We start from the raw sequence: 20,783 nt of genomic DNA on the forward strand, positions 1-20,783 counted from the left end.
TACGGTTGCAGCACGGCGACCGCCCTTAGCCCTCCAGAATCAGGCCTTACACGAATGACAAGCAACCCCACACTGGTAAGTTTCAGCGGTGTCCAGAAAACCTACGACGGCATCCACCTGGTGGTTCGAGACCTGAACCTGGACATCCGGCAAGGCGAATTTTTGTCATTGCTCGGTCCCTCGGGTTCGGGCAAAACCACCACCCTGATGATGCTGGCAGGATTCGAGTCGCCCACGGCGGGCGATATTTTGCTCAATGGCCGGCAAATTACCCGCACGCCACCGCACAAGCGCAATTTCGGCATGGTGTTCCAGAACTACGCCTTGTTTCCGCACATGACGCTGGCCGAGAACATCGCCTATCCGCTGACGGTGCGCAAGCTGCCCAAGGCCGAGCGCGAGGCCAAGGTGCTGCAAGCGCTGGACATGGTGCAGCTCGGCCGCATGGGCAGCCGCTACCCCGGCCAGCTTTCGGGCGGCCAGCAGCAGCGCGTGGCGCTCGCTCGGGCGCTGGTGTTCGACCCGCAGCTGGTGCTCATGGACGAGCCGCTGGGCGCGCTTGACAAGCAGCTGCGCGAGCACATGCAGATCGAACTCAAGGCGCTGCACCGACGGCTGGGCGTGACGTTTGTGTATGTCACCCACGACCAGACCGAGGCCCTGACCATGTCCGACCGGGTCGCCGTGTTCAACGACGGAGCCATCCAGCAGATCGACGTGGTAGGCAATCTGTATGAAACGCCCAGCAACCGCTTCGTGGCCGGATTTGTCGGCGACAGCACGGTACTGCAGGCCGAAGTGACCCGGCTGGACGGCGCGCATTGCGAGGTTCGCCTGCCCTGCGGCATTGTGCTGCGCGGCCTGAATGTCAATGCATCCCGCGTTGGAGACACCGTGCAATGCGGCACGCGTCCCGAGCGCCTGAAGCTTGCCGAAGGTGCTGGCAGCAACACCTTTCAGAGCAAGGTGCTCGACGTGATTTATTTCGGCGACCACCTGCGCCTGCGCTGCGAACTGCCCGGCCAGCCAGACGCAACCATCAAGATGCCGCTGGGCCACCACCAGCTGCCCGAGCCTGGCCAGACCATCCATGTGCATGCGCCGGTTGAACACCTGCGCATGTACCGCTGAGCTTTAGTCCCGCCTGACATACCCCGTTTTCTTTCGCCCTAGCCAACCTCCCACCAAAGGAATTCCCGATGAAACTCAAGCCCCTGATCATTGCAATTGCAGCCGGTATCTGCCTGCCGGCACTGGCCCAAAGCCAGCTGACCGTGGTCAATTTCGGTGGCGCCAACGGCGCGGCCCAGAAGAAAGCTTATTTCGAGGCCTTCGAGAAATCGGGCGCCGGCAAGATCCAGCAGGTCGAATACAACGGCGAGCAGGCCAAGATCAAGGCCATGGTCGAAGCCAAGAAAATCACCTGGGATGTGGTGGAGGTCGAAAGCCCCGACGTGAACCGCGGCTGCGACGAAGGCCTGTTTGAAAAAATCGACTGGTCCAAGGTCGGCAACAAGGCCGACTTCCAGCCCGCCGCCGTTCATGAATGCGGCGTTGGCACCTTCATTTGGTCCACCGTCATGGCCTACGACGCTGACAAGCTAAAGACCGCACCCGTCACCTGGGCCGACTTCTGGAACACCCAGAAATTTCCCGGCAAGCGCGGCATGCGCAAGGGCGCCCGCTACAACCTGGAATTTGCCCTGATGGCCGACGGCGTGAAGACCGCCGATGTGTACAAAGTGCTGGCCACCAAAGACGGCGCCGACCGCGCTTTCAAGAAGATGACCGAACTCAAGCCCAGCATCCAGTTCTGGGAAGCCGGTGCGCAGCCGCCGCAGTTCCTGGTTGCCGGCGATGTGGCACTGACCACCGCCTACAACGGGCGCATCGACGCTGCCCAGCGCGAAGGCAAGAACCTGCAAATCGCCTGGACCGGCGGCATCTACGACCTCGACTACTGGGTCATGCCCAAGGGTGGCGCGAACAAGGACCTGGCACTGAAATTCATCAGCATGGCGTCCAGCCCCGATGCGCAGGCCGAATACGCCCGGAACATCTCCTATGGTCCGACCAACAACAAGGCCCTGGCCAAGTTAGATGCCAAGGTGCTGGCGCTGCTGCCGACCTCGCCGGCCAACGGCAAGGATGCACTGCAGTTCAACATTTCCTTTTGGGCTGACCAGGGCGAAGCGCTCGAAAAGCGTTTTGCCGCGTGGTCTGCGCAGTAAGCGCTGGTTAACAGCTCAAGGAACACTGCAATGAACGCAACGGCTTCGGCTTCCCTTCCCCTGATGCCATCGGCAACCGATGGCGCCACCGGACCGGCCCTGGCCGCCCAGTTGCGGCGGGTGGAGCGCCGCAAGCGGCTGCGCGCCATTGCACTGACCTTGCCGCTGCTGATCTTCCTGGCGTTCACCTTCCTCGTGCCGCTGGGCGCCCTGCTCGTCAGGGCGGTCGAAAACCCGGAAGTCGCCGGCACCCTGAGCCGGACCGGCGATGCGCTGGCCGGCTGGGACCGCAAGGCCGCGCCACCCGATGCCGCCTATGCCGCATTGCTGGCCGACCTGGCGGCCATTCCCGAAACCGCGCAGGCTGGCGTACTGGCGCGGCGGCTGAACAGCGAAGTCAGCGGCGCCCGCTCGCTCATCATGGGCACCTACCGCGCCTTGCCGCTGGGCACCAATCTGAGCCCCGCCGAGGCAAAAGACAAGCTGCTGGCACATGACCCACGTTGGGCCGAGCTGCCCTACTGGTGGGCGATTGCCAAGAACAGCTCGCGCTGGACCCCCGACTACCTGCTGGCCTCGGTCGACTTGAAACGCGATGCGCAAGGCCAGGTCATTCGCGTGGGCGCCGATGAAGCCGCCTTCAGCAGCATTTTGCTGCGCACCTTTTCCATCAGCGCGGTGGTCACGCTGATCTGCATCTTGCTGGGTTATCCGCTGGCCTACTGGCTGGCCACGCTGAATGAACGCAAGGCCAACCTGATGATGATCCTGGTGCTGCTGCCCTTCTGGACATCTGTGCTGGTGCGCATCGCCGCCTGGATCGTGCTGCTGCAGACCAACGGGCTGGTCAACCGCTTTTTGATGTTCACCGGCTTGACCGGCGAGCCGGTGCCGCTGCTGTTCAACCGGCTGGGTGTCATCATTGCCATGGTGCACATCCTGCTGCCCTTCATGATCCTGCCGCTCTACAGCGTGATGAAGTCGGTGCCCGGCAACTATGTGCGTGCCGCCGTGTCGCTGGGCAGCACGCCGCTGGCCGCATTTTTCCGCGTGTACGTGCCGCAAACCTATCCCGGCGTGGCCGCCGGCGGCCTGCTGGTGTTCATCACCTCGATTGGCTACTACGTCACGCCAGCCCTGCTGGGCGGCCCGGCCGACCAGATGCTGAGCTACTACGTCGCCCAGTACACCAATGTGGATGTGAACTGGGGCATGGCCTGCGCGCTGGGCTCGGTCTTGCTGGTCACCACATTGATCCTGTATGCGGTGTACCGCCGATTTGCCAAAGCCGAACTGAGTCTGGGCTGAACACACCATGAAACTTGTTGCCGTTCCTGTTTTTCCCGCCTACTACACGCCGCTGGACAAGCTCGGCTGGTATGGCCTGCGCGTGCTGTGCGGCGCGGTGCTGCTGTTTTTGCTGCTGCCGATCATCGTCATCATTCCCCTGTCGTTCAGCGACTCATCGTTCCTGTCGTACCCGATTCCGGGCTGGTCGCTGCGCTGGTACCACGAACTGTTTGCCTCCAGCGACTGGGCGCGCGCCACACGCAACAGCTTCATAGTGGCACCGCTGGCCACCTTGCTGGCCACAGCGCTCGGCACAATGGCCGCCGTCGGCCTGGCGCGGGTGCAGTTTGCCGGCAAGGGCCTGCTGACCGCCCTGCTGATCTCGCCCATGGTCGTGCCCATCGTGGTGGTGGGCGTCAGCACCTACCTGTTCTTTGCACAGATCGGCCTGTCGGACTCCTACACCGGCCTGGTGCTGGTGCATGCCGCGCTCGGCGCGCCGTTTGTCGTCACCACCGTGATGGCGACGCTGCAGGGCTTCAACCAAAACCTGGTCAAGGCCAGCCTGAGCCTGGGCGCCGGGCCGCTGCAGACCTTCTTTCGCATCACGCTGCCGGTGATTGCGCCCGGCGTGATCTCGGGCGCGCTGTTTGCCTTCGCCACGTCCTTCGACGAGGTCGTCGTCACGCTGTTCCTGGCCGGGCCGACGCAAACCACGCTGCCGCGCCAGATGTTCACCGGCATCCGCGAGAACATCTCGCCGACGATTGCCGCCGTGGCGACCTTGCTGATTTTGTTCACCGCCTGCCTGATGATGACGCTCGAATGGCTGCGCGGACGCGTGAAGAAATAGCGTCATGGCGTGGAATCCACCAGGGTGACATTTGCTACTTAATCAATAGCTGCTCGAGCTTTCCTAGCATGCGCAAACGGCCTTTTTGATGCCTAACATTTGTTTTCAGGTCAAGCCCAAGGCGTTTTGGCCACCTCACTTTTTTGAGAACGGAGATTCATGACCTTCAACCAACCCTTGAGCGGCAACGCCATGCCGCGTTTCGGCGGCTGGGCCAGCATGATGCGCTTGCCAATGTGCAACGAGGCCCATGGCCTGAATGCCGGCTTCATCGGCGTGCCGCTGGACATTGGCACCAGCCACCGGCCCGGCGCGCGTTTCGGCCCCCGGCAGATCCGCGCCGAGTCGAGCCTGATCCGCCCCTACAACATGGCCACCGGCGCCGCGCCTTTCGATGCGCTGCAGGTCGCCGACCTGGGCGACGTGGCGATCAACACCTATAACCTGCAAAAGTCGGTCGAGATCATCGAGCAGCATTACCGGCCCATCATCGACACCGGCTGCATTCCGCTGACGCTGGGCGGCGACCACACCATCGTGCTGCCCATATTGCGCGCCCTCGCCCGCAAGCACGGGCCGGTGGCGCTGGTGCATGTCGATGCCCATGCCGATGTGAACGACGACATGTTCGGCGAGCGCATCGCCCACGGTACGCCGTTTCGCCGCGCCGTGGAAGAAGGCCTGCTGCAGGGCAACAAAGTCTGGCAAATCGGCCTGCGAGGCACCGGTTACGGCATGGATGATTTCGACTGGCCGCGCCAGCAGGGTTTTACCGTGGTGCCGGCGCACGAGGTCTGGTACCAGTCGCTTGCGCCACTGATGGCCCGGGTGCGCGAATCAATCGGCCAGGCGCCCTGCTACCTGAGCTTTGACATCGACGGCATCGACCCGTCCTTTGCCGGCGGCACCGGCACACCCGAGGTCGGGGGCTTAAGCGTGCCGCAGGCGCTGGAGATCATTCGCGGCTGTCGGGGCCTGAACCTGGTCGGCGCCGACCTGGTCGAGGTGTCGCCACCCTATGACACGTCGGGCAACACCGCCCTGCTGGGCGCCAACCTGCTGTATGAAATGCTGTGCGTGCTGCCCGGCGTTCACTACCGGTAACACCCTCAGGTTACATCAAGCAGCCACGCGCGGTATCCTTGCCCGTTGAAACCGCCCTTTAGCCGTCCGTCTCTTCGTCAGCGGCAAGCTCTTCAGAAAGAACCTCCATGGACATGAAAACTTCTCCCCTTTCGCTGCTCAACGACCCGAGCCTGCTCAAGACCGATTCACTGGTGAATGGTCAGTGGCTGGCCGGCACTTCGCGGTTTGATGTATTCGACCCGTCCAATGGCCAGAAGCTGGCCGACGTGGCCAACCTGGGCATGGCCGATGCCGAAGCGGCGATTGCCGCCGCCAATGCCGCCTGGCCCGCCTGGCGAAGCAAGACCGGCAAGGAGCGCCATGCCATTTTGATGAAGTGGTTCCAGCTGCTGATGGCCAACCAGGAAGACCTGGCACGCATCATGACCGCCGAACAAGGCAAGCCGTTTGCCGAAGCCAAGGGCGAAGTGGCTTACGGCGCAAGCTTTGTCGAATGGTTTGCCGAGGAAGCCAAGCGCGTCAACGGCGAAACCTTGCCGCAGTTCGACAACAACCGCCGCCTGACGGTGCTCAAGCAGCCCATCGGCGTGTGCGTGGCCATCACACCCTGGAACTTCCCGCTGGCCATGATCACCCGCAAGGTGGCGCCCGCGCTGGCCGCAGGTTGCACGGTCGTCATCAAGCCGGCAGAACTCACGCCGCTGACCGCCTTGGCGGCGGTCGAGCTGGCCGTGCGCGCCGGGATTCCCTCGGGCGTGCTCAACATCCTCACGACGGACGACAGCGCTGAGGTCGGCAAGGTGTTTTGCGCCAGCGACGTGGTGCGCCACATCAGCTTTACCGGTTCCACCGAAGTGGGCCGCATCCTGATGGCACAAAGCGCTCCGTCAATCAAGAAGCTGTCGCTGGAGCTCGGCGGCAATGCGCCGTTCATCGTGTTCGACGATGCCGACATCGACTCGGCCGTGGAAGGCGCCATGGCCAGCAAATACCGCAATGCCGGACAGACCTGCGTCTGCGCCAACCGCCTCTATGTCCAGGAAGGCGTGTACGACCAGTTCGTGACCAAGTTTGCAGAGAAGGTCAAATTGCTCAAAGTCGGCAATGGCTTTGAGGACGGCGTGGGCCAGGGCCCGTTGATCGAGGACTCCGCGATTGAAAAAGTACAGCGCCATGTGCAGGATGCGCTGGCCAAGGGTGGCAAGCTGCTGGTCGGAGGCCACAAGCTTGAAGGCCAGTTCTTCGAGCCAACGGTTATTTCAGAAGCCACTGCCGACATGCTGTGCGCCAGAGAAGAAACGTTCGGCCCCTTTGCGCCGATATTTCGCTTCAAGCTGGAGCAGGAAGCCATTGACGCGGCCAACAACACCGAATTCGGCCTTGCGAGCTATTTCTACAGCCGCGACATCGGCCGCATCTACCGTGTAGCGGAAGCGCTGGAGTACGGCATGGTCGGCATCAACGCGGGCGTGATAGCCACCGAGCATGTGCCGTTTGGCGGCGTCAAGCAGTCCGGCCTGGGCCGCGAAGGCTCACACCACGGCATGGATGATTACGTCGAGCTCAAGTACCTGTGTATGGGTGACATCCTGAGCTAATCAGCACCGACAACCAGAACGTCCGGATTTCGAGGCATGACTGCCTTCACTCATTAAAAAAAGGGCTTTCAGTAGCCCTTTTTTTATGCGCGCGCGGAAGGCACTTTGTCGCTAATCGGATAGCTGACTCAAATCCTTGGCTTTTTACCGCCACAGCGAATAAATATGTTAAATATGAAATAATTGGTTTTATCGATTTATTCACCAACTTTATGTTGCGCGGTTGTTGTGCTCAGCCTTTATCGCTTTCAACTTATGGCCAGTCCCGTGTAGTGCGCGAAACTGCCGGACAGCGCTGGGCGATATTGTTTTGTTGCCACTGCAGTCAGTCAATGCGCGTTTTTTCATGATGCGCAGGGCTATCACCCAGGAATTTACGCTTATGAATATTGCCCAATCCGTGTTGCTCGCGGCCGTACTCGGCTCGCCCCTGTTGGTCCAGGCCGCCGAACCTGCCACATGCAAAAATGTGCGCTTTGCCGACGTCGGCTGGACCGACATCACCGTCACCTCTGCGGTTACCAGCAAAATCCTGAATACCTTTGGATACAAGACCAAGACCCACCTGGTCTCGGTACCCGTGACCTACAAGTCGCTGGAAAACAATGACATCGATGTGTTCCTGGGCAACTGGATGCCCACCATGGAAGCCGACATCAAGCCTTACCGCGACAACGGCAGCGTAGAAACAGTGCGTGCCAATCTGGAAGGCGCCAAGTACACGCTGGCCGTGTCTGCTGCCGCATACGATGCCGGATTGAAGTCGTTCGCCGACATCGCCAAGTTTCAGAAAAAACTCGGTGGCAAGATCTATGGCATAGAACCCGGCAACGATGGGAACCGCCTGATCCAGGGCATCATCGACGAAAACAAATTTGAATTGGGCAAATTCAAGCTGGTCGAGTCCAGCGAAGCCGGCATGATGTCGCAGGTTGAGCGCGCCGAGCGCCGCAACAAGTGGGTGGTATTCCTGGGATGGGAGCCGCATCCCATGAACAGCCGCTTCAAGATGAGGTATCTCGAAGGGGGCGACGACGTGTTCGGCCCCAATCTCGGCGGCGCCACCATCTATACCAACGTGCGCAAGGGCTATGTCGCAGAGTGCGCCAATGTAGGCAAGCTGCTGAGCAACCTCAAATTCAACCTGAAGATGGAAAATGAGCTTATGGGCGCTGTCTTGAACGACAAGAAAAAGCCCCGTGCCGCAGCCACCGCCTGGCTCAAAGCCAACCCATCCGTGCTGGAAGCCTGGCTCGACGGCGTAACCAATTTTGACGGCAGCAAGCCGGCCCTTGGCGTGGTGAATGCCGCGCTGGCTAAATAAGGCCGCTCCCTGAGCCTTGGTGGTCACAAGCCGCAAAGAGCTCAAAAGCCCTCACCCGCATCACCAGGTGAGCCCGCCTTTTGGCGATCTTTCTTCGCTCCATGGAAATTCAAAAAATCCCCCTTGGCAATTACATTGCTAACTTCATCGACTGGCTCACGCTGCACGGCGCCGACTATTTCGACGCTTTCGCTGACACCCTCGGTGCAGCCATTAATGGTTCCACCCAATCGCTGCTCTGGTTTCATCCCTTGGCGCTGATCGCCATTTTTGGTTTGATTGCCCATGGCATTCAGCGCAAATGGATGTTGACCCTCTTTTGCGTTGCCTCGTTTTTGTTGATCCTTAACCTGGGTTACTGGCAAGAAACCATTGAAACACTGGCCCAAGTGCTGTTTGCCACTTTGGTGTGCGTGATCATTGGTGTACCGATTGGCATTTACGCTGCCCACAAACCCCGCTTTTATATGGTCATACAGCCGGTGCTGGACCTGATGCAAACGGTGCCGACGTTTGTTTACCTGATACCCACACTGACCCTGTTTGGACTGGGTGTCGTGCCCGGCTTGATTTCTACAGTGGTCTTTGCCTTGGCCGCGCCAATTCGCCTCACCTATCTTGGCATCAGCGATGTGCCCACCGACCTGATGGACGCTGGCAAGGCCTTTGGCTGCTCGCGCACCCAATTACTCACCCGTATCGAGTTGCCCCATGCCATGCCCAGCATTTCCGCGGGCATCACTCAGTGCATCATGTTGTCACTGTCCATGGTGGTAGTGGCGGCCCTGGTGGGCGCTGATGGCCTGGGCAAGCCGGTCGTGCGCGCCTTGAACACGGCGGACATTTCTGTGGGTTTTGAAGCTGGTCTGGCAATTGTGTTGCTGGCCATCATCCTGGACCGCGTGTGTAAACAGCGCGCTCCATCGAAGGGAGGAGCCGCATGAGCCTGATCCAGATTCAAGACCTTGATGTCGTTTTCTCCAACTCGCCCAAGCCCGCGCTCGATCTGCTCGATCAAGGTTTTTCACGCGATGAAATATTCAAAAAAACCGGTCTGATCGTTGGGGTGGAAAAAGCCAACTTGTCGGTTGAACGTGGCGAGATTTGCGTGCTCATGGGCCTGTCGGGCTCCGGCAAGTCCAGCCTGCTGCGCTGCATCAATGGCCTTAACACCGTGAGCCGTGGCCGCCTGCTGATTGAGCATGAAGGTGTCCAGGTAGACATGGCCAATTGTTCGGCCGCACAGATGAAAGCCATGCGCACTCAGCGCATTGCAATGGTTTTCCAGAAGTTCGCGCTCATGCCGTGGCTGACCGTGGCAGAAAACGTGAGCCTGGGCCTGGAAATGCAAGGCTTGCCCAGCGGTGAGCGCAAGAAGCGCATCAACGACAAGCTTGAATTGGTGGGTCTTTCTCAATGGCGCGACAAACGCCCCGACGCGCTATCGGGCGGCATGCAGCAGCGCGTCGGCCTGGCCAGGGCGCTTGCCATGGATGCCGACATCTTGCTGATGGACGAGCCGTTTTCGGCACTTGATCCACTGATCCGCCAAGGTTTGCAAGACGAGTTACTGGGCCTGCAACGCCAATTGAACATGACCATCGTATTCGTGAGCCACGATCTGGATGAAGCGCTCAAATTGGGAAACAACATTGTCATCATGAAAGGTGGCCAGATTGTTCAGCACAGCAAGCCGGAAGAAATCGTGCTCAACCCGGCCAATGATTACGTACGCTCCTTTGTTGCGCACACCAATCCTTTGAACGTGCTCAGAGGCCACAGCCTGATGCGACCGATTGCCGAGTTTGAACAATGCGATGGTGAAATCTGTGTCGATGACGTGGCCCACATCTGGCTCAAGCTCAACGATCAGGGCGCACTGGACAGCGTTCGCCGTGGAGACGACGCCATCAGTTTGCAACACTGGTCGGCCGGTGACAGCATTGAAGCGCTCAACTCCCGACTGCCTACGGTCGTCAATGCCAAGATTGGCATGCGCGACGCGCTGCACATCCGCTACCAGACTGGCCAGAAACTGGTGCTGTGCGATGGCGATCGGTTGGTCGGCATCCTGGGTGATCGCGAGCTCTACCACGCCCTGCTGGGCAAAGCCATGGGCTGACCTGCGTGTCTGCACTGCAATCGGCTTTTAAGGGCTGTTGCGCTTTGCTATTTTTTTGAACACTGAACAAGGAGGCCTTTCATGCCTGCCATTTCCCTGCAACAACTCTATATTGGTGGCGTCCGCGTGAATGCCACCAGCGGCGACACGTTCGACACACTCAACCCGGCTACAGGTGCCGTTCTCGCCACCCTGCAAAGCGCCTCCAAGCAAGACGTTGACGCAGCCGTAGCCAGCGCAAAGACCGGTCAACGCATCTGGGCGGGCTACACCGCGATGCAGCGCTCGCGTGTTTTGCGCAAAGCGGTCGAAATACTGCGCGAACGCAATGACGAACTTGCCGACCTGGAGACGCTGGACACGGGCAAGCCAGTGTCGGAAACGCGCTTCGTCGACATCGTGACAGGAACAGACGTGCTGGAGTATTACGCGGGGCTGGCCACTGCCATTGAAGGCATGCAAGTGCCGCTGCGCGACACCGCCTTTGTCTACACACGCCGCGAGCCCATCGGCGTGGTCGCGGGCATCGGCGCGTGGAACTACCCCATCCAGATCGCGCTCTGGAAGTCGGCGCCGGCCCTCGCCGCAGGCAATGCCATGGTCTTCAAAGCCAGCGAAGTGACCCCCTTGACCACCTTGAAATTGGCCGAAATCTACACCGAAGCCGGCCTGCCCCCTGGCGTGTTCAACGTGGTCAACGGTGGCGCAGCCGTGGGCACATGGCTCACCGAGCACCCGGGCATTGAGAAAATCTCGTTCACCGGCGGTACCATCACAGGCAAAAAAGTCATGGCCAGCGCCTCAAGCTCCACACTCAAGGATGTGACCATGGAGCTGGGCGGCAAGTCGCCTCTGATCGTCTTTGCCGATGCCGACCTGGACCGCGCTGCAGATATAGCCCTGATGGCCAACTTCTACAGCTCAGGCCAGGTATGCACCAACGGCACCCGCGTGTTTGTTCACAGCTCAGTCAAGCAGGTTCTTGAAACAAAAATCGTGGAGCGCGTCAAGCGTATCCGCCTGGGCGACCCACAAGATGAAAACACCAATTTTGGTCCCTTGGTGAGCCATGCACACATGGAAAAAGTCCTGGGGTACATCGCATCGGGCCAGGTCGAAGGCGCCAGGCTTCTGGTTGGCGGTAAACGCGCCACCGAGGGCGCATTGGCCAAAGGCGCTTACGTGCAAGCCACGGTTTTCACCGACTGCGCCGACCACATGAAGATCGCAAGAGACGAAATCTTTGGCCCAGTCATGGCCATCTTTGGTTTTGACGACGAAGCCGAAGTGATCCGCCGTGCCAACGACACGGCCTATGGCCTCGCTGCTGGCCTGGTCACGCAAAACCTCAACACGGCGCACCGCGTGATCCATCAATTGCAGGCTGGCATCTGCTGGATCAACACCTGGGGCGAATCCGCCGCTGAAATGCCGGTGGGGGGTTACAAGCAGTCGGGCGTGGGCCGGGAAAACGGAATCGAAACGCTCAAGGCGTACACCCGCAACAAATCCATTCAGGTCGAACTCGGCGCATACGCGTCGGTGTTCTGAGCCAGCAAGGAGAAACACACCCCTATGGCCAATCAAGAATTTGACTACATCATCATCGGCGCCGGTTCAGCAGGCAATGTGCTGGCCACGCGGCTGACAGAAGATGCCGATGTGAGTGTCTTGCTGCTTGAAGCTGGCGGTCCCGACTACCGTCTCGACTTTCGCACCCAGATGCCTGCCGCCCTGGCTTTTCCGTTGCAAGGCCGCCGCTACAACTGGGCCTATGAGACCGATCCAGAACCCCACATGAGCCACCGGCGCATGGAATGCGGGCGCGGCAAGGGGTTGGGTGGCTCGTCACTTATCAACGGCATGTGTTACATCCGCGGCAACGCCCTAGACTACGACGGCTGGGCACAGCGCGAAGGCTTGGAAGACTGGACCTACCTCGACTGCCTGCCCTATTTTCGAAAAGCCGAAACCCGGGACATTGGTGGCAACGACTACCACGGTGACAGCGGACCCCTGAGCGTCGCCACCCCCAAACCTGATCACAGCCCGCTGTTCCAGGCCATGGTGGATGCTGGTGTCGAAGCCGGCTACCCACGTACTGACGATCTCAACGGCTACCAGCAAGAGGGTTTTGGTCCAATGGACCGCACCACCACGCCCAAAGGCCGACGCGCCAGCACGGCCCGCGGCTACCTGGATCAGGCCCGGCAGCGTCCCAACCTGACCATCATTACCCATGCGTTGACCGATCGCATCGTGTTCTCCGGCACGCGCGCCATTGGCGTGGACTACTTGCTCGGGGACAAGTCCGCAACTGCCAACGCCAAGCGCGAAGTGCTACTGTGTTCAGGCGCAATCGCCTCACCGCAAATTCTTCAGCGCTCAGGCGTCGGACCTGCGCCGCTGCTGAAATCGCTTGACATTCCCGTGGTGCACGACCTGCCTGGCGTGGGTGCCAACCTTCAAGACCACCTGGAGGTCTACCAACAATACGAATGCCTGCAACCGGTGTCGCTGGTGGGCGCATTGAAGTGGTGGAACCAGCCTGCCATTGGCACTGAATGGATGTTTTTAAACACGGGCGTCGGCGCGAGCAACCATTTCGAGGCGGGTGGCTTCATCCGGTCATCGGACCAATTCGACTGGCCCAATATCCAGTTCCACTTTTTGCCTGTCGCGATCAACTACAACGGCAGCAATCCCATCAAGGTTCACGGCTTCCAAGCCCACATGGGCTCCATGCGCTCGCCCAGCCGGGGTCGTGTGCACCTGCGCTCAAGAGACCCGCACCAGCACCCGAGCATTTTGTTCAACTACATGTCCACGGAGCAAGATTGGGCCGAGTTCCGCTCAGGCATTCGCATCACGCGCGAGATCATGCGCCAGCCAGCACTAAAGCCTTACGCAGGCCGCGAAATCACCCCCGGTGAATCTGCAAAAAGCGATGCCGAGCTCGACGCATTTGTGCGCGAAAATGCCGAAACGGCATACCATCCCTGCGGCACCAACGCCATGGGTGTCGGCGACATGGCCGTGGTCGACAACGAAGGCCGTGTCCATGGCCTGCAAGGGCTAAGGGTGGTGGACGCGTCCATCATGCCGGAGATCACCACCGGCAACCTGAACGCGCCCACGATCATGATGGCCGAGAAGATCGCGGACAAGATTCGTGGCAAAACACCGCTGGCCCGTTCAACAGCGCGATATTTCGTGGCTGGCGAAGCCCCGGCTCGACGGGTCTGACAAATGGCTTGAGGCAAAAAGCATGAAGCGCCATCACCTCAAGTAAAATATTTGCCATGCGGGTGTAGTTCAATGGCAGAACATAAGCCTCCTCTAAAAAAGCCTTTATCTCTCCAAAAGCTACGCCAAAAGCTACGCTAACCCCACCAGCTTGACGAAGCATAGAACCAGTACAGCACCGGCAATGATCCAAGCAAAGTTAGCTGGATCAGCATCGCCCTTGGCATAGTGTTCAAAAATCACTTTGACAAAGCCTACGACAACAGGCACCAAAGCAGCCGATCTCAAACCAAAAGGCAGGGCTACCGCAGCGCACACCATGCCGATCAGAACGTGAATACAGGGCCCTGTCGCGAGAATGCACCAGGCTTGTTTTTCAACCACGTTCCCCGTTGAGTCTGAAGTCCAAAGTACAGACAGATAAGACGGCTTGGTGAACATGGTGACGCTCCCCTGATGTTGGGTAAAAACCAGTGATATGGCTTTTCAGAGCATACGTCTCTACATAAAAGCTTTACCAATGAGTGAGTAGTCCGTTTGCCCTACTGCCGCGTGCACTGGAGTAACCATCGCTGCATTGGGAACTACATAGTTCTTTCCCACTCAACAGTTCAGCGGTACGAAGCCCGCGACTGGGAAACGTCAGCATTTGTAAAGCCGGATTTCTTCAAAAATTCTTCCACCACCTCAGTTGGTGTGACGTGCTTGGGGCCCAAGACCACCTTCGTGATCGCTGCTGCGGGATCGTCCAAAGAAAATTCGATGTAAGGAATCAAGCAATTGGAAGCCGGTCTGAAAAAATCTCCTTTTCTAAATGTTAGAAGCCTCCATTCCTGCTCTTCCTTAAAAGCATCAGACTTAACCCTAAACTTTTGTCTATGTAGCCCATACATATAACTTTGACGGCTTCTAATATATTGACGAACATCTGCATAGTTATTGGCTTTGTCTGCATCAAGCGCTTTGGCAAACCCCTCAAATTCAGCGATGACCTTGGCATCCGTAAAATATTCAACCTTATTCAGTTCAATTTCATCAGTTCTATTAATCGGAATCATAAATTGATCCAAATATTTTCTAGAAAAACCTATGGATAAACCCATACCATCCATCGCATAGCCTCTCCATTGGCTCAAAAGATCTCCCGCTTCGGACAAGCAGAAGCCCAGCGCGTTTCCGAGGTGATCTTCTGTGACTTTGATTTCAGACAAAAGCTCTTCATGCTCTTTTCCTAGCGGTTTTATAAGTTTTCTCACGGTTTCTGGAACAATTTTTCCTTCCAGCGAGTCATTAGAAAGGGCCAGCGAGGAAAGGCGAATGGTTTTTGAATCAACGATGGCATGGAAGGTTTGCGTGGAGCAGTAGTGGTACAAACAATCGTCATGTGGCATAGGAAAATCCAAAAAGTTTGACTATGGCTTTAATGTACTCAAAGCTTGAATCTAGCCACTTTCCTGCTGAGCATCGCGCTAATGCTGACCGCTTTAAGGAAGATTCTTTTCTCGCTCCAAAGCAACCTTTTAAGCTGACTTGGAATAGTTTTTCGGAGAACTTGGTAATGCAAGCAGATCTTGGCTTTAAGCTGATGACGTATCAGTTGCGTGAGATTGATGCGCATGAAAGCAGCGCGCAAATGGGAAGATAAGCCAGAACGATTGCCTGCTGGAGAGCAGCTTTATCTCTTAGATTTTCCGAACTCCTGCAGAGTCCAGTTGCTGGCTTGAAATCTATCAGATGTAGAAGACAGCCCCTCACCCCTGGACCGATTGGCGTCCTGCGACGTAAGCCGCATGCAAGGCTTTCTCAATCGACCAAACAGCCAGTTCATAAAAATCCTCGCCATCGCTGTTGCGGGTGACCAGATTCATGACGCCCAGCTTTTCAAGCGCTATTTTTGACAGGCAGGCGCTTAGAGCCTGCGCGGTTTGGTCGGCGGTGATTTGTGTTTGCATAGCTACAGTACAGCTCTGGTGGCCGGCGGAGTCAACCCAGCACGAGAGTGTCCCCACGTGCCGGTTTGAAATGACTTAAAACAACCCAGCAGGCTCAGCCGCCACGTCCCAGCTACTGATGATCAGCTCGATCCGGTCTACGCCCTGGCCGCCTCCCACGGTGTACTTGATCGGCACCTCTTCGATGTGAAAGCCTTCGAAGCAGCGGCGGATGTCCGGGTGGTCGTTGATGCTCAGCATGGCCTTGCCTTTCAGGTCGCGCATCACGGTTGCCATGGTTTCGTATTCCGCCCACGGGAACGGCACCCCGTAGCCCTCGGTTTCCCAATATGGCGGGTCCAGGTAGAAGAAGCTGTGCGGCCGGTCATAGCGCTTCATGCAGTCTTTCCAGTCCAGCCGCTCAATGTAAGCGCTGGACAAGCGCAGATGGGCGGCACTGAGCTGCTCCTCGATCCGAAGCAGGTTGACAGCCGGCGCCGTGGTGGCCGTTCCCCAGCTCTACCCTTGCACGCGACCGCCGAACGCCTGGTGCTGCAGGTAGTAAAAACGGGCTGCGCGCTGAATGTCGGTCAGGGTTTCGCTGGCTGTGGCCTGGGTCCACTTGAAGACCTCGCGGCTGCTCAGCGCCCACTTGAACTGGCGAACGAATTCTTCCAGGTGGTTCTTGACGACGCGGTAGAGGTTGATCACGTCACCATTGACATCGTTGATGACCTCGACGTCAGCGGGCTGGCGTAAAAAGTAGAGTGCCGCGCCGCCCGCGAACACCTCGACGTAGCAGGTATGCGGGGGAAATCGCGGAATGATGGTGTCGGCCAGGCGCCGTTTGCCGCCGAGCCAGGGAATGATGGGAGAGGCCATTTGTGAATTTCAGTAAGAGGTGGTTACACTTCCCCTGCCTCGCGAGGTGGCAGGGTCTTGGCTGGTTCACAGGCGTGTTCTGTGGATTGGTGGCTGGATCGGGTGTTGACGCACTCAGTCCAGCCGCCCTGTATTTTTTGCTATTATTTCTGCGGCTTGAAGCCCTTTCCCGCTTTGCGATCACGCTTGATCAGTTCAATCGCGCAATGAACGCCTTGGGCATGGCTGATGCGCCCTGCCCTTTGATGTTGCGCGCCCAGGCTTTTCAAGCGCGCCAGCAGGTGCTCTACTTCGAACAGTGCAGGCGTCTGCACGGCACTCACCGCAGCACCTCACGCAGACTCAAGGCATCGAGCCGGCACGATGTATAGGCCAGGTTCACTTGGTCTGCGTCTGCGGCCTGGCGGAGAAGAAATTCAGTAAGCTGCTTTGATAAAAACCCACGGGCCTCGGCTTCGTCTGCAGCACCACCGCTGGAATGGGTGGAATCTGCGCCCGAGGCGCCACCACCACCGCTCCCACATCCTGCATGGCTGGCGCTGGGGTCGCGCAGCCGGCCAGCAGCGCCGGCAGCAGCACGCAAGCGGCCAGCCAGACCCGCAATAACGCTTTTGTTTTCTGCATCGTGTTTCTCCCGTTCAGTTCTAAATTCGACCAGCTTGGCCGTGGCGGCATTGGCCCTATCGGTTTCCGTCTGCAGCAGCTGAACAACCTTGGCTTTTTGCTTGTCGATGACGGTGTTGTAGCCGGCCGTTGCCCGCGCTTCGCCAATACCCTGCTGGTGCGTGACCCATGCTCCATAGCCTAGATACAGCACGGCCAACAGTCCGCTGATGGCCAAGACGCGGTAAAGCCAGCTCATAATTGCGCCGCCATGCACTGTGCGTGCCGCTTGAGTTGCCGTGTCCAGACGCCCATGCAGCGCCGGTTGCCAGGCGTGCTGCAGTCGTAACCGTCAGAGAATTTGTACTCCAGCAGCGCATGGCATGCCGCCACATAGTTGCCAGCGCGCAGTTCGCGCAACATGCTAGAGTTGCGCCACCTTGACGCGCCATACTGGTAGCGCCAGTCGATGTAGACGTCGTACTCAGCTTGGTGCAGCGCCACGCCATCAAGCGACTTTCGCATATCAGCTTCGTCGGCCTGGATGTACTGCAATGTTCTGGCCAGCGCCTTGGTGGGCGTGGTAGTGTCGCCCATGCGCACCGGCCGGCCATCCGCATGCGTGGTGCTGCCAAAGCCCAGCGTGGGCACGTCCCCCCGGGTCGGGATAATGGCACCGCTGGTGTAGCTCTCATCCAGTGCCAGCCCGACGAGGGCCGTCGCGCTCAGACTGAGGACCGCCACCATGATCCGGTTTTTCATGCCGCTCATCTCGACTGCCCTCCCGTCTTGACCGCCACCCAGACGGCTGCGACCGCCAGGCCTGCTTTGAGGATGTAGCCCAGCGGCTTGGCCAGCTTGCCAACATACTCCAGCACCTTCATCGCACCCTTGAATGCCTTAAAAATATCCACTAGCTCGGCCGTGTTGGTGGCCACCTCACGGGTGGCTGCGGTGTTCGCCGCCAGATCTTTCTCAACGCGGTCGAAGCGGGCGTCACCCGCGTCGAGCCGGGCCGTCAGGGTCGCCGTGCTGGGCGTGTGCACCAGGTTGCCAAAGTCGTCTTGCACCAAATCGTTCTCCTTTAGATTTCAATGATTTCGACAGGCAGACCAGGTGCAAGGCCCTCGATCTGCCCGTCCCGGACAAACACACGCTGGCCAGCCGTCGCCTGACCATGCGCCTGCACCATGCCGCCCCCAGGCAACTCGACGCGGGCGATGCTGTTGGCGACAGACAGCACAGTGCCAACCAGCAGCGGCCGGTCCGGGAGCAGATCGAGGAATGCTTTGAATAAGTTGCTCATGGATGGGTCCTCAGGCGTGGGTCTCGACGGCGATGGTCTGGCGCAGCTTCGGGCGGCTCCAGACAAGCGATGTGCTGCGCACCAGACCAAGCCGGGAGCCGGCACCGTCCTGGTAGCGTACGAACTGCCCAGGCTTGATCAAGCCTGTTTCAGCCAACACGGGCAGCGTCAGCGAGACGCGTGCCTGATTGCCGGTGTCTGACAAGATAGCCAGGCCGCGCTGGCGGGCTGCAATTGCTTGCGTGATCAGGGGGTCTGTCACCATGGGCGCCACGCTTGCACCCGCTGTGCCGGCGCGAGTGACCTGTCCCAGCACGCCGTTTTGGATGCCGCTGACAAACACGCGGTCGTAATCGGCTTTGCGCGTCCAGTCAATGCCCTCGACGCTGACCACCGCTGAGGGCAACTCGAAGTCCGGCGTGACGCTGGCCCAATTCCAGGGCGCTGACGGGTAGCGCGGCAGGATACGCAGCGCCTGGTCGGTGTCATGCGGCTGCACGTAGCCGCCTGCAGCCTTGGCAATGTCGAGGATGGCGGAGATATAGGCGCCGTGGTGCGTCCAAGTGTTGCCAGGCACCAGCCAGTCGGTCAGAGCCCAGTCCACCGCCCAGCCAAACCCTACGCCGTTGACGCTCAAGACATCGGCCATGAGTTGCTGGGCTGTGCGGGCGGCCGTATTACCGTGGTTGCCAACCGGCGCATACGGTGCGTCCAGCACCGCCGCCAAGCCGCGCCCCTTAACGGCAATGCGACCCTGGGCGAACTGGCGCTGACTGGATATGCCCTCGGCACAGAGCCGGTAAGGCACGCCGTTGACCATCGCCTCGACCTCAACCGGCGCGCCATCGTTGCCAGGTTGCACCAGCGCCAGCGCGGCCAGCGGGATTGAGGCGCTCCAGGACCAGGTCCACGAGTCGGCATCGAGCGACATTCCAAAGGCATGGAGTGGGATGGGCACGTTGCCGTCGATGCGGCGCAAGACAATGGAGTTGATGGTCACATAAGTCCTCAAGACAGGCACGGCGACAGCGCCAGGAATGACGGGTGGCACTAGGGTGTGGCGCTCGCAGACAAACAGCATTTCCATGCCGTTGGTGTAGGCCTCGGAGAACAAAAGCTCAGCGCTGGGGATGTAGCACGGCGCAAGGACAATGACCGGAAGAGGCAAGATGCTCAGGCCGTTTTTCGCCTGACCCGCCACTTGCCAAGGCATGAAGGTGTTCGACTTGCCACGGTGCTGCAGGCTGGCCCCGGAACGGCCTTGTTGGTTGCGCACTTGCGATACAGCGTCCTGCCATCGCCCCGCGTACTCGGGGGCGTGGAAAATACCTGTCTGCAGCCTGCACAGCATTTCAAGTTGACGGCGAACGGCGACCTGCCAATCTGTCTCCACAACCACCTCGTGAAATTCTGCCTGCTGGTGCGTGGCATTGAACTGTGCTTCGACGGGGTCCGCTGGAGTCCATGTCGATGCTGCATCCAGGCGCTGTGCCAGCGATACGAAAAATCCCGACTCGTTCTCATGCTGGTCAGGACGGGCGGTTTGCCACTGGGGAGACACCGCGTCTCGATGGGGAGTGGTTCCGGTCCAGGCGGAAACCGAGCCTGTGCTTGCCGGGTCAGCGGGCTGGTGTGACGCCTTGACGCGACTGTCCAGCCAGTTTGTGACTTGGTTGTCGTAGGCCATCCCCATGGTCCCTGATAACCCCGGAAAGCTGCCCGAAAATGCCAAGTACGCAGGTCGCACCTGAGAAAATGGAATGACCCCGGACAACTCAGGCAGTCCCCCGCTGAGCAATAGCAACGTGGGCAGGCTGACCGTTAACGGCACTTCACCTGACAGGGACGGAAAGGTTCCTGCCATCGTCAGGCGAGACACCCCCTGCACAGTCAGCGCAAACGTACCGACCAAACTTGGAAGACGTGCGGTGAATGCCGTACTGTTGGTGGCGTTCGTCTTCAGCAATACCTGCCCGGTCAACGTAGGCAGGGTGCCGACCAGTGTCAAGCGATCCCCTGCCTGCCCCAGCCGTACTGCACCACCTAACCCCGGCAGGTAGGCACTGAGCGCGAGGGTCGCGTCTTTGCTGACAGGCCCTGCCGTGTCTCCCCCAAACACCAGCGCACCACTGGTCGCCGGGGTCTGGGAAAAGAGCAGGTCAACCGTCACGGATCAGCTCAGGTCGGTGACGCCAAGGACCACATAGCCTCCAGCGTACAGGCTGGTGCCTGCTGCCGAGGAAATCTTGAAGTCGCCCGTTCCGACGGAGTCTGAGACCGTGCCTTCTGCCACGGTCTCACCATTGCGGTT

21 protein-coding genes and 1 pseudogene are annotated in these 20,783 nt (G+C 59.2%); 12 read left to right on the forward strand and 10 right to left on the reverse strand.

Annotated features, from left to right (window positions below; genetic code table 11):
* Positions 1-54 precede the first annotated feature (54 nt).
* The 11 genes from H4V98_RS13220 (at position 55) to betA (ending at position 13,750) form a co-directional block, all read left to right on the forward strand.
* Positions 55-1,131, forward strand: coding sequence for an ABC transporter ATP-binding protein (locus H4V98_RS13220; protein WP_196863778.1), 1,077 nt, complete (start codon positions 55-57; stop codon positions 1,129-1,131).
* A gap of 68 nt (positions 1,132-1,199) precedes the next feature.
* A complete protein-coding gene (locus H4V98_RS13225) occupies positions 1,200-2,231 on the forward strand; it encodes an ABC transporter substrate-binding protein (protein WP_196863779.1) in 1,032 nt (343 codons plus the stop codon).
* Between the two features lie 63 nt (positions 2,232-2,294).
* The gene (locus H4V98_RS13230) at positions 2,295-3,539 is read left to right on the forward strand and encodes an ABC transporter permease (RefSeq protein ID WP_196863798.1); all 1,245 of its coding nucleotides are present in this window, start codon (positions 2,295-2,297) and stop codon (positions 3,537-3,539) included.
* A 7-nt stretch (positions 3,540-3,546) separates the two neighbouring features.
* Positions 3,547-4,374, forward strand: a complete 828-nt coding sequence (locus H4V98_RS13235) for an ABC transporter permease (protein WP_196863780.1) — start codon at positions 3,547-3,549, stop codon at positions 4,372-4,374.
* Positions 4,375-4,533: 159 nt separating this feature from the next.
* Entirely contained in the window at positions 4,534-5,478 is a 945-nt protein-coding gene (gene speB, locus H4V98_RS13240; protein WP_196863781.1) for an agmatinase, read from the forward strand.
* Between the two features lie 107 nt (positions 5,479-5,585).
* Entirely contained in the window at positions 5,586-7,058 is a 1,473-nt protein-coding gene (locus H4V98_RS13245) for an NAD-dependent succinate-semialdehyde dehydrogenase (protein ID WP_280757534.1), read from the forward strand.
* 382 nt (positions 7,059-7,440) lie between these two features.
* Positions 7,441-8,382 (forward strand): choline ABC transporter substrate-binding protein, encoded by a 942-nt coding sequence (locus H4V98_RS13250; RefSeq protein ID WP_196863783.1) that lies wholly within the window; start codon positions 7,441-7,443, stop codon positions 8,380-8,382.
* Between the two features lie 101 nt (positions 8,383-8,483).
* On the forward strand, positions 8,484-9,326 hold the full coding sequence (gene choW / locus H4V98_RS13255) for a choline ABC transporter permease subunit (RefSeq protein ID WP_196863784.1): 843 nt from the start codon (positions 8,484-8,486) through the stop codon (positions 9,324-9,326).
* Positions 9,323-10,504 carry a choline ABC transporter ATP-binding protein gene (gene choV / locus H4V98_RS13260; protein ID WP_196863785.1) on the forward strand — a complete coding sequence of 394 codons (1,182 nt, stop codon included), beginning with the start codon at positions 9,323-9,325 and terminating at the stop codon, positions 10,502-10,504. The genes choW and choV overlap by 4 nt, the downstream gene beginning before the upstream one ends.
* 81 nt (positions 10,505-10,585) lie before the next feature.
* Positions 10,586-12,055: a betaine-aldehyde dehydrogenase gene (betB, locus tag H4V98_RS13265; RefSeq protein ID WP_196863786.1), complete on the forward strand. Its 1,470-nt coding sequence runs from the start codon at positions 10,586-10,588 to the stop codon at positions 12,053-12,055.
* Positions 12,056-12,079: 24 nt separating this feature from the next.
* The gene (gene betA / locus H4V98_RS13270; protein ID WP_196863787.1) at positions 12,080-13,750 is read left to right on the forward strand and encodes a choline dehydrogenase; all 1,671 of its coding nucleotides are present in this window, start codon (positions 12,080-12,082) and stop codon (positions 13,748-13,750) included.
* 132 nt (positions 13,751-13,882) lie between these two features.
* Here betA and H4V98_RS13275 read toward each other — a convergent pair whose 3' ends face one another.
* Entirely contained in the window at positions 13,883-14,191 is a 309-nt protein-coding gene (locus H4V98_RS13275) for a hypothetical protein (protein WP_280757535.1), read from the reverse strand.
* Positions 14,192-14,361: 170 nt separating this feature from the next.
* A complete protein-coding gene (locus H4V98_RS13280) occupies positions 14,362-15,141 on the reverse strand; it encodes a DUF2971 domain-containing protein (protein WP_280757536.1) in 780 nt (259 codons plus the stop codon).
* A gap of 23 nt (positions 15,142-15,164) precedes the next feature.
* Between H4V98_RS13280 and H4V98_RS13285 the strand changes: the two genes are divergently transcribed.
* Entirely contained in the window at positions 15,165-15,395 is a 231-nt protein-coding gene (locus tag H4V98_RS13285) for a hypothetical protein (RefSeq protein WP_280757537.1), read from the forward strand.
* Positions 15,396-15,501: 106 nt separating this feature from the next.
* On the opposite strand, the gene H4V98_RS13290 is transcribed toward H4V98_RS13285, so the two are convergent.
* The 8 genes and pseudogenes from H4V98_RS13290 to H4V98_RS13325 form a co-directional block, all read right to left on the reverse strand.
* Positions 15,502-15,702, reverse strand: coding sequence for a hypothetical protein (locus H4V98_RS13290; RefSeq protein WP_280757538.1), 201 nt, complete (start codon positions 15,700-15,702; stop codon positions 15,502-15,504).
* Between the two features lie 75 nt (positions 15,703-15,777).
* Positions 15,778-16,563: pseudogene (locus H4V98_RS13295) on the reverse strand (DNA adenine methylase).
* A 143-nt stretch (positions 16,564-16,706) separates the two neighbouring features.
* Entirely contained in the window at positions 16,707-16,886 is a 180-nt protein-coding gene (locus H4V98_RS13300) for a hypothetical protein (RefSeq protein WP_280757539.1), read from the reverse strand.
* Positions 16,883-17,425, reverse strand: a complete 543-nt coding sequence (locus H4V98_RS13305) for a hypothetical protein (RefSeq protein WP_280757540.1) — start codon at positions 17,423-17,425, stop codon at positions 16,883-16,885. Before H4V98_RS13305 ends, H4V98_RS13300 begins: the two co-directional genes overlap by 4 nt.
* Positions 17,422-17,928 carry a glycoside hydrolase family protein gene (locus H4V98_RS13310; protein ID WP_280757541.1) on the reverse strand — a complete coding sequence of 169 codons (507 nt, stop codon included), beginning with the start codon at positions 17,926-17,928 and terminating at the stop codon, positions 17,422-17,424. The genes H4V98_RS13305 and H4V98_RS13310 overlap by 4 nt, the downstream gene beginning before the upstream one ends.
* A 5-nt stretch (positions 17,929-17,933) precedes the next feature.
* Positions 17,934-18,239 carry a hypothetical protein gene (locus H4V98_RS13315; protein ID WP_280757542.1) on the reverse strand — a complete coding sequence of 102 codons (306 nt, stop codon included), beginning with the start codon at positions 18,237-18,239 and terminating at the stop codon, positions 17,934-17,936.
* Positions 18,240-18,250: 11 nt separating this feature from the next.
* Positions 18,251-18,472 (reverse strand): hypothetical protein, encoded by a 222-nt coding sequence (locus H4V98_RS13320; RefSeq protein ID WP_280757543.1) that lies wholly within the window; start codon positions 18,470-18,472, stop codon positions 18,251-18,253.
* A gap of 10 nt (positions 18,473-18,482) precedes the next feature.
* On the reverse strand, positions 18,483-20,642 hold the full coding sequence (locus tag H4V98_RS13325; protein ID WP_280757544.1) for a hypothetical protein: 2,160 nt from the start codon (positions 20,640-20,642) through the stop codon (positions 18,483-18,485).
* Between the last annotated feature and the right edge of the window lie 141 nt (positions 20,643-20,783).

Source organism: Polaromonas sp. CG_23.6 (genome assembly GCF_029892315.1).
Lineage (GTDB): Bacteria > Pseudomonadota > Gammaproteobacteria > Burkholderiales > Burkholderiaceae_C > Polaromonas.

Bases quoted from the DNA above. Each gene is read 5' to 3' on its own strand.
- H4V98_RS13220 (WP_196863778.1), top strand. From the start codon at position 55: ATGACAAGCAACCCCACACTGGTAAGTTTCAGCGGTGTCCAGAAAACC.
- H4V98_RS13235 (WP_196863780.1), top strand. From the start codon at position 3,547: ATGAAACTTGTTGCCGTTCCTGTTTTTCCCGCCTACTACACGCCGCTG.
- H4V98_RS13245 (WP_280757534.1), top strand. From the start codon at position 5,586: ATGGACATGAAAACTTCTCCCCTTTCGCTGCTCAACGACCCGAGCCTG.
- H4V98_RS13275 (WP_280757535.1), bottom strand. From the start codon at position 14,191: ATGTTCACCAAGCCGTCTTATCTGTCTGTACTTTGGACTTCAGACTCA.
- choV (WP_196863785.1), top strand. From the start codon at position 9,323: ATGAGCCTGATCCAGATTCAAGACCTTGATGTCGTTTTCTCCAACTCG.
- H4V98_RS13320 (WP_280757543.1), bottom strand. From the start codon at position 18,472: ATGAGCAACTTATTCAAAGCATTCCTCGATCTGCTCCCGGACCGGCCG.
- H4V98_RS13305 (WP_280757540.1), bottom strand. From the start codon at position 17,425: ATGAGCTGGCTTTACCGCGTCTTGGCCATCAGCGGACTGTTGGCCGTG.
- H4V98_RS13250 (WP_196863783.1), top strand. From the start codon at position 7,441: ATGAATATTGCCCAATCCGTGTTGCTCGCGGCCGTACTCGGCTCGCCC.
- H4V98_RS13230 (WP_196863798.1), top strand. From the start codon at position 2,295: ATGCCATCGGCAACCGATGGCGCCACCGGACCGGCCCTGGCCGCCCAG.
- H4V98_RS13280 (WP_280757536.1), bottom strand. From the start codon at position 15,141: ATGCCACATGACGATTGTTTGTACCACTACTGCTCCACGCAAACCTTC.
- speB (WP_196863781.1), top strand. From the start codon at position 4,534: ATGACCTTCAACCAACCCTTGAGCGGCAACGCCATGCCGCGTTTCGGC.
- choW (WP_196863784.1), top strand. From the start codon at position 8,484: ATGGAAATTCAAAAAATCCCCCTTGGCAATTACATTGCTAACTTCATC.
- H4V98_RS13290 (WP_280757538.1), bottom strand. From the start codon at position 15,702: ATGCAAACACAAATCACCGCCGACCAAACCGCGCAGGCTCTAAGCGCC.
- betA (WP_196863787.1), top strand. From the start codon at position 12,080: ATGGCCAATCAAGAATTTGACTACATCATCATCGGCGCCGGTTCAGCA.
- H4V98_RS13225 (WP_196863779.1), top strand. From the start codon at position 1,200: ATGAAACTCAAGCCCCTGATCATTGCAATTGCAGCCGGTATCTGCCTG.
- H4V98_RS13310 (WP_280757541.1), bottom strand. From the start codon at position 17,928: ATGAAAAACCGGATCATGGTGGCGGTCCTCAGTCTGAGCGCGACGGCC.
- H4V98_RS13285 (WP_280757537.1), top strand. From the start codon at position 15,165: ATGGCTTTAATGTACTCAAAGCTTGAATCTAGCCACTTTCCTGCTGAG.
- betB (WP_196863786.1), top strand. From the start codon at position 10,586: ATGCCTGCCATTTCCCTGCAACAACTCTATATTGGTGGCGTCCGCGTG.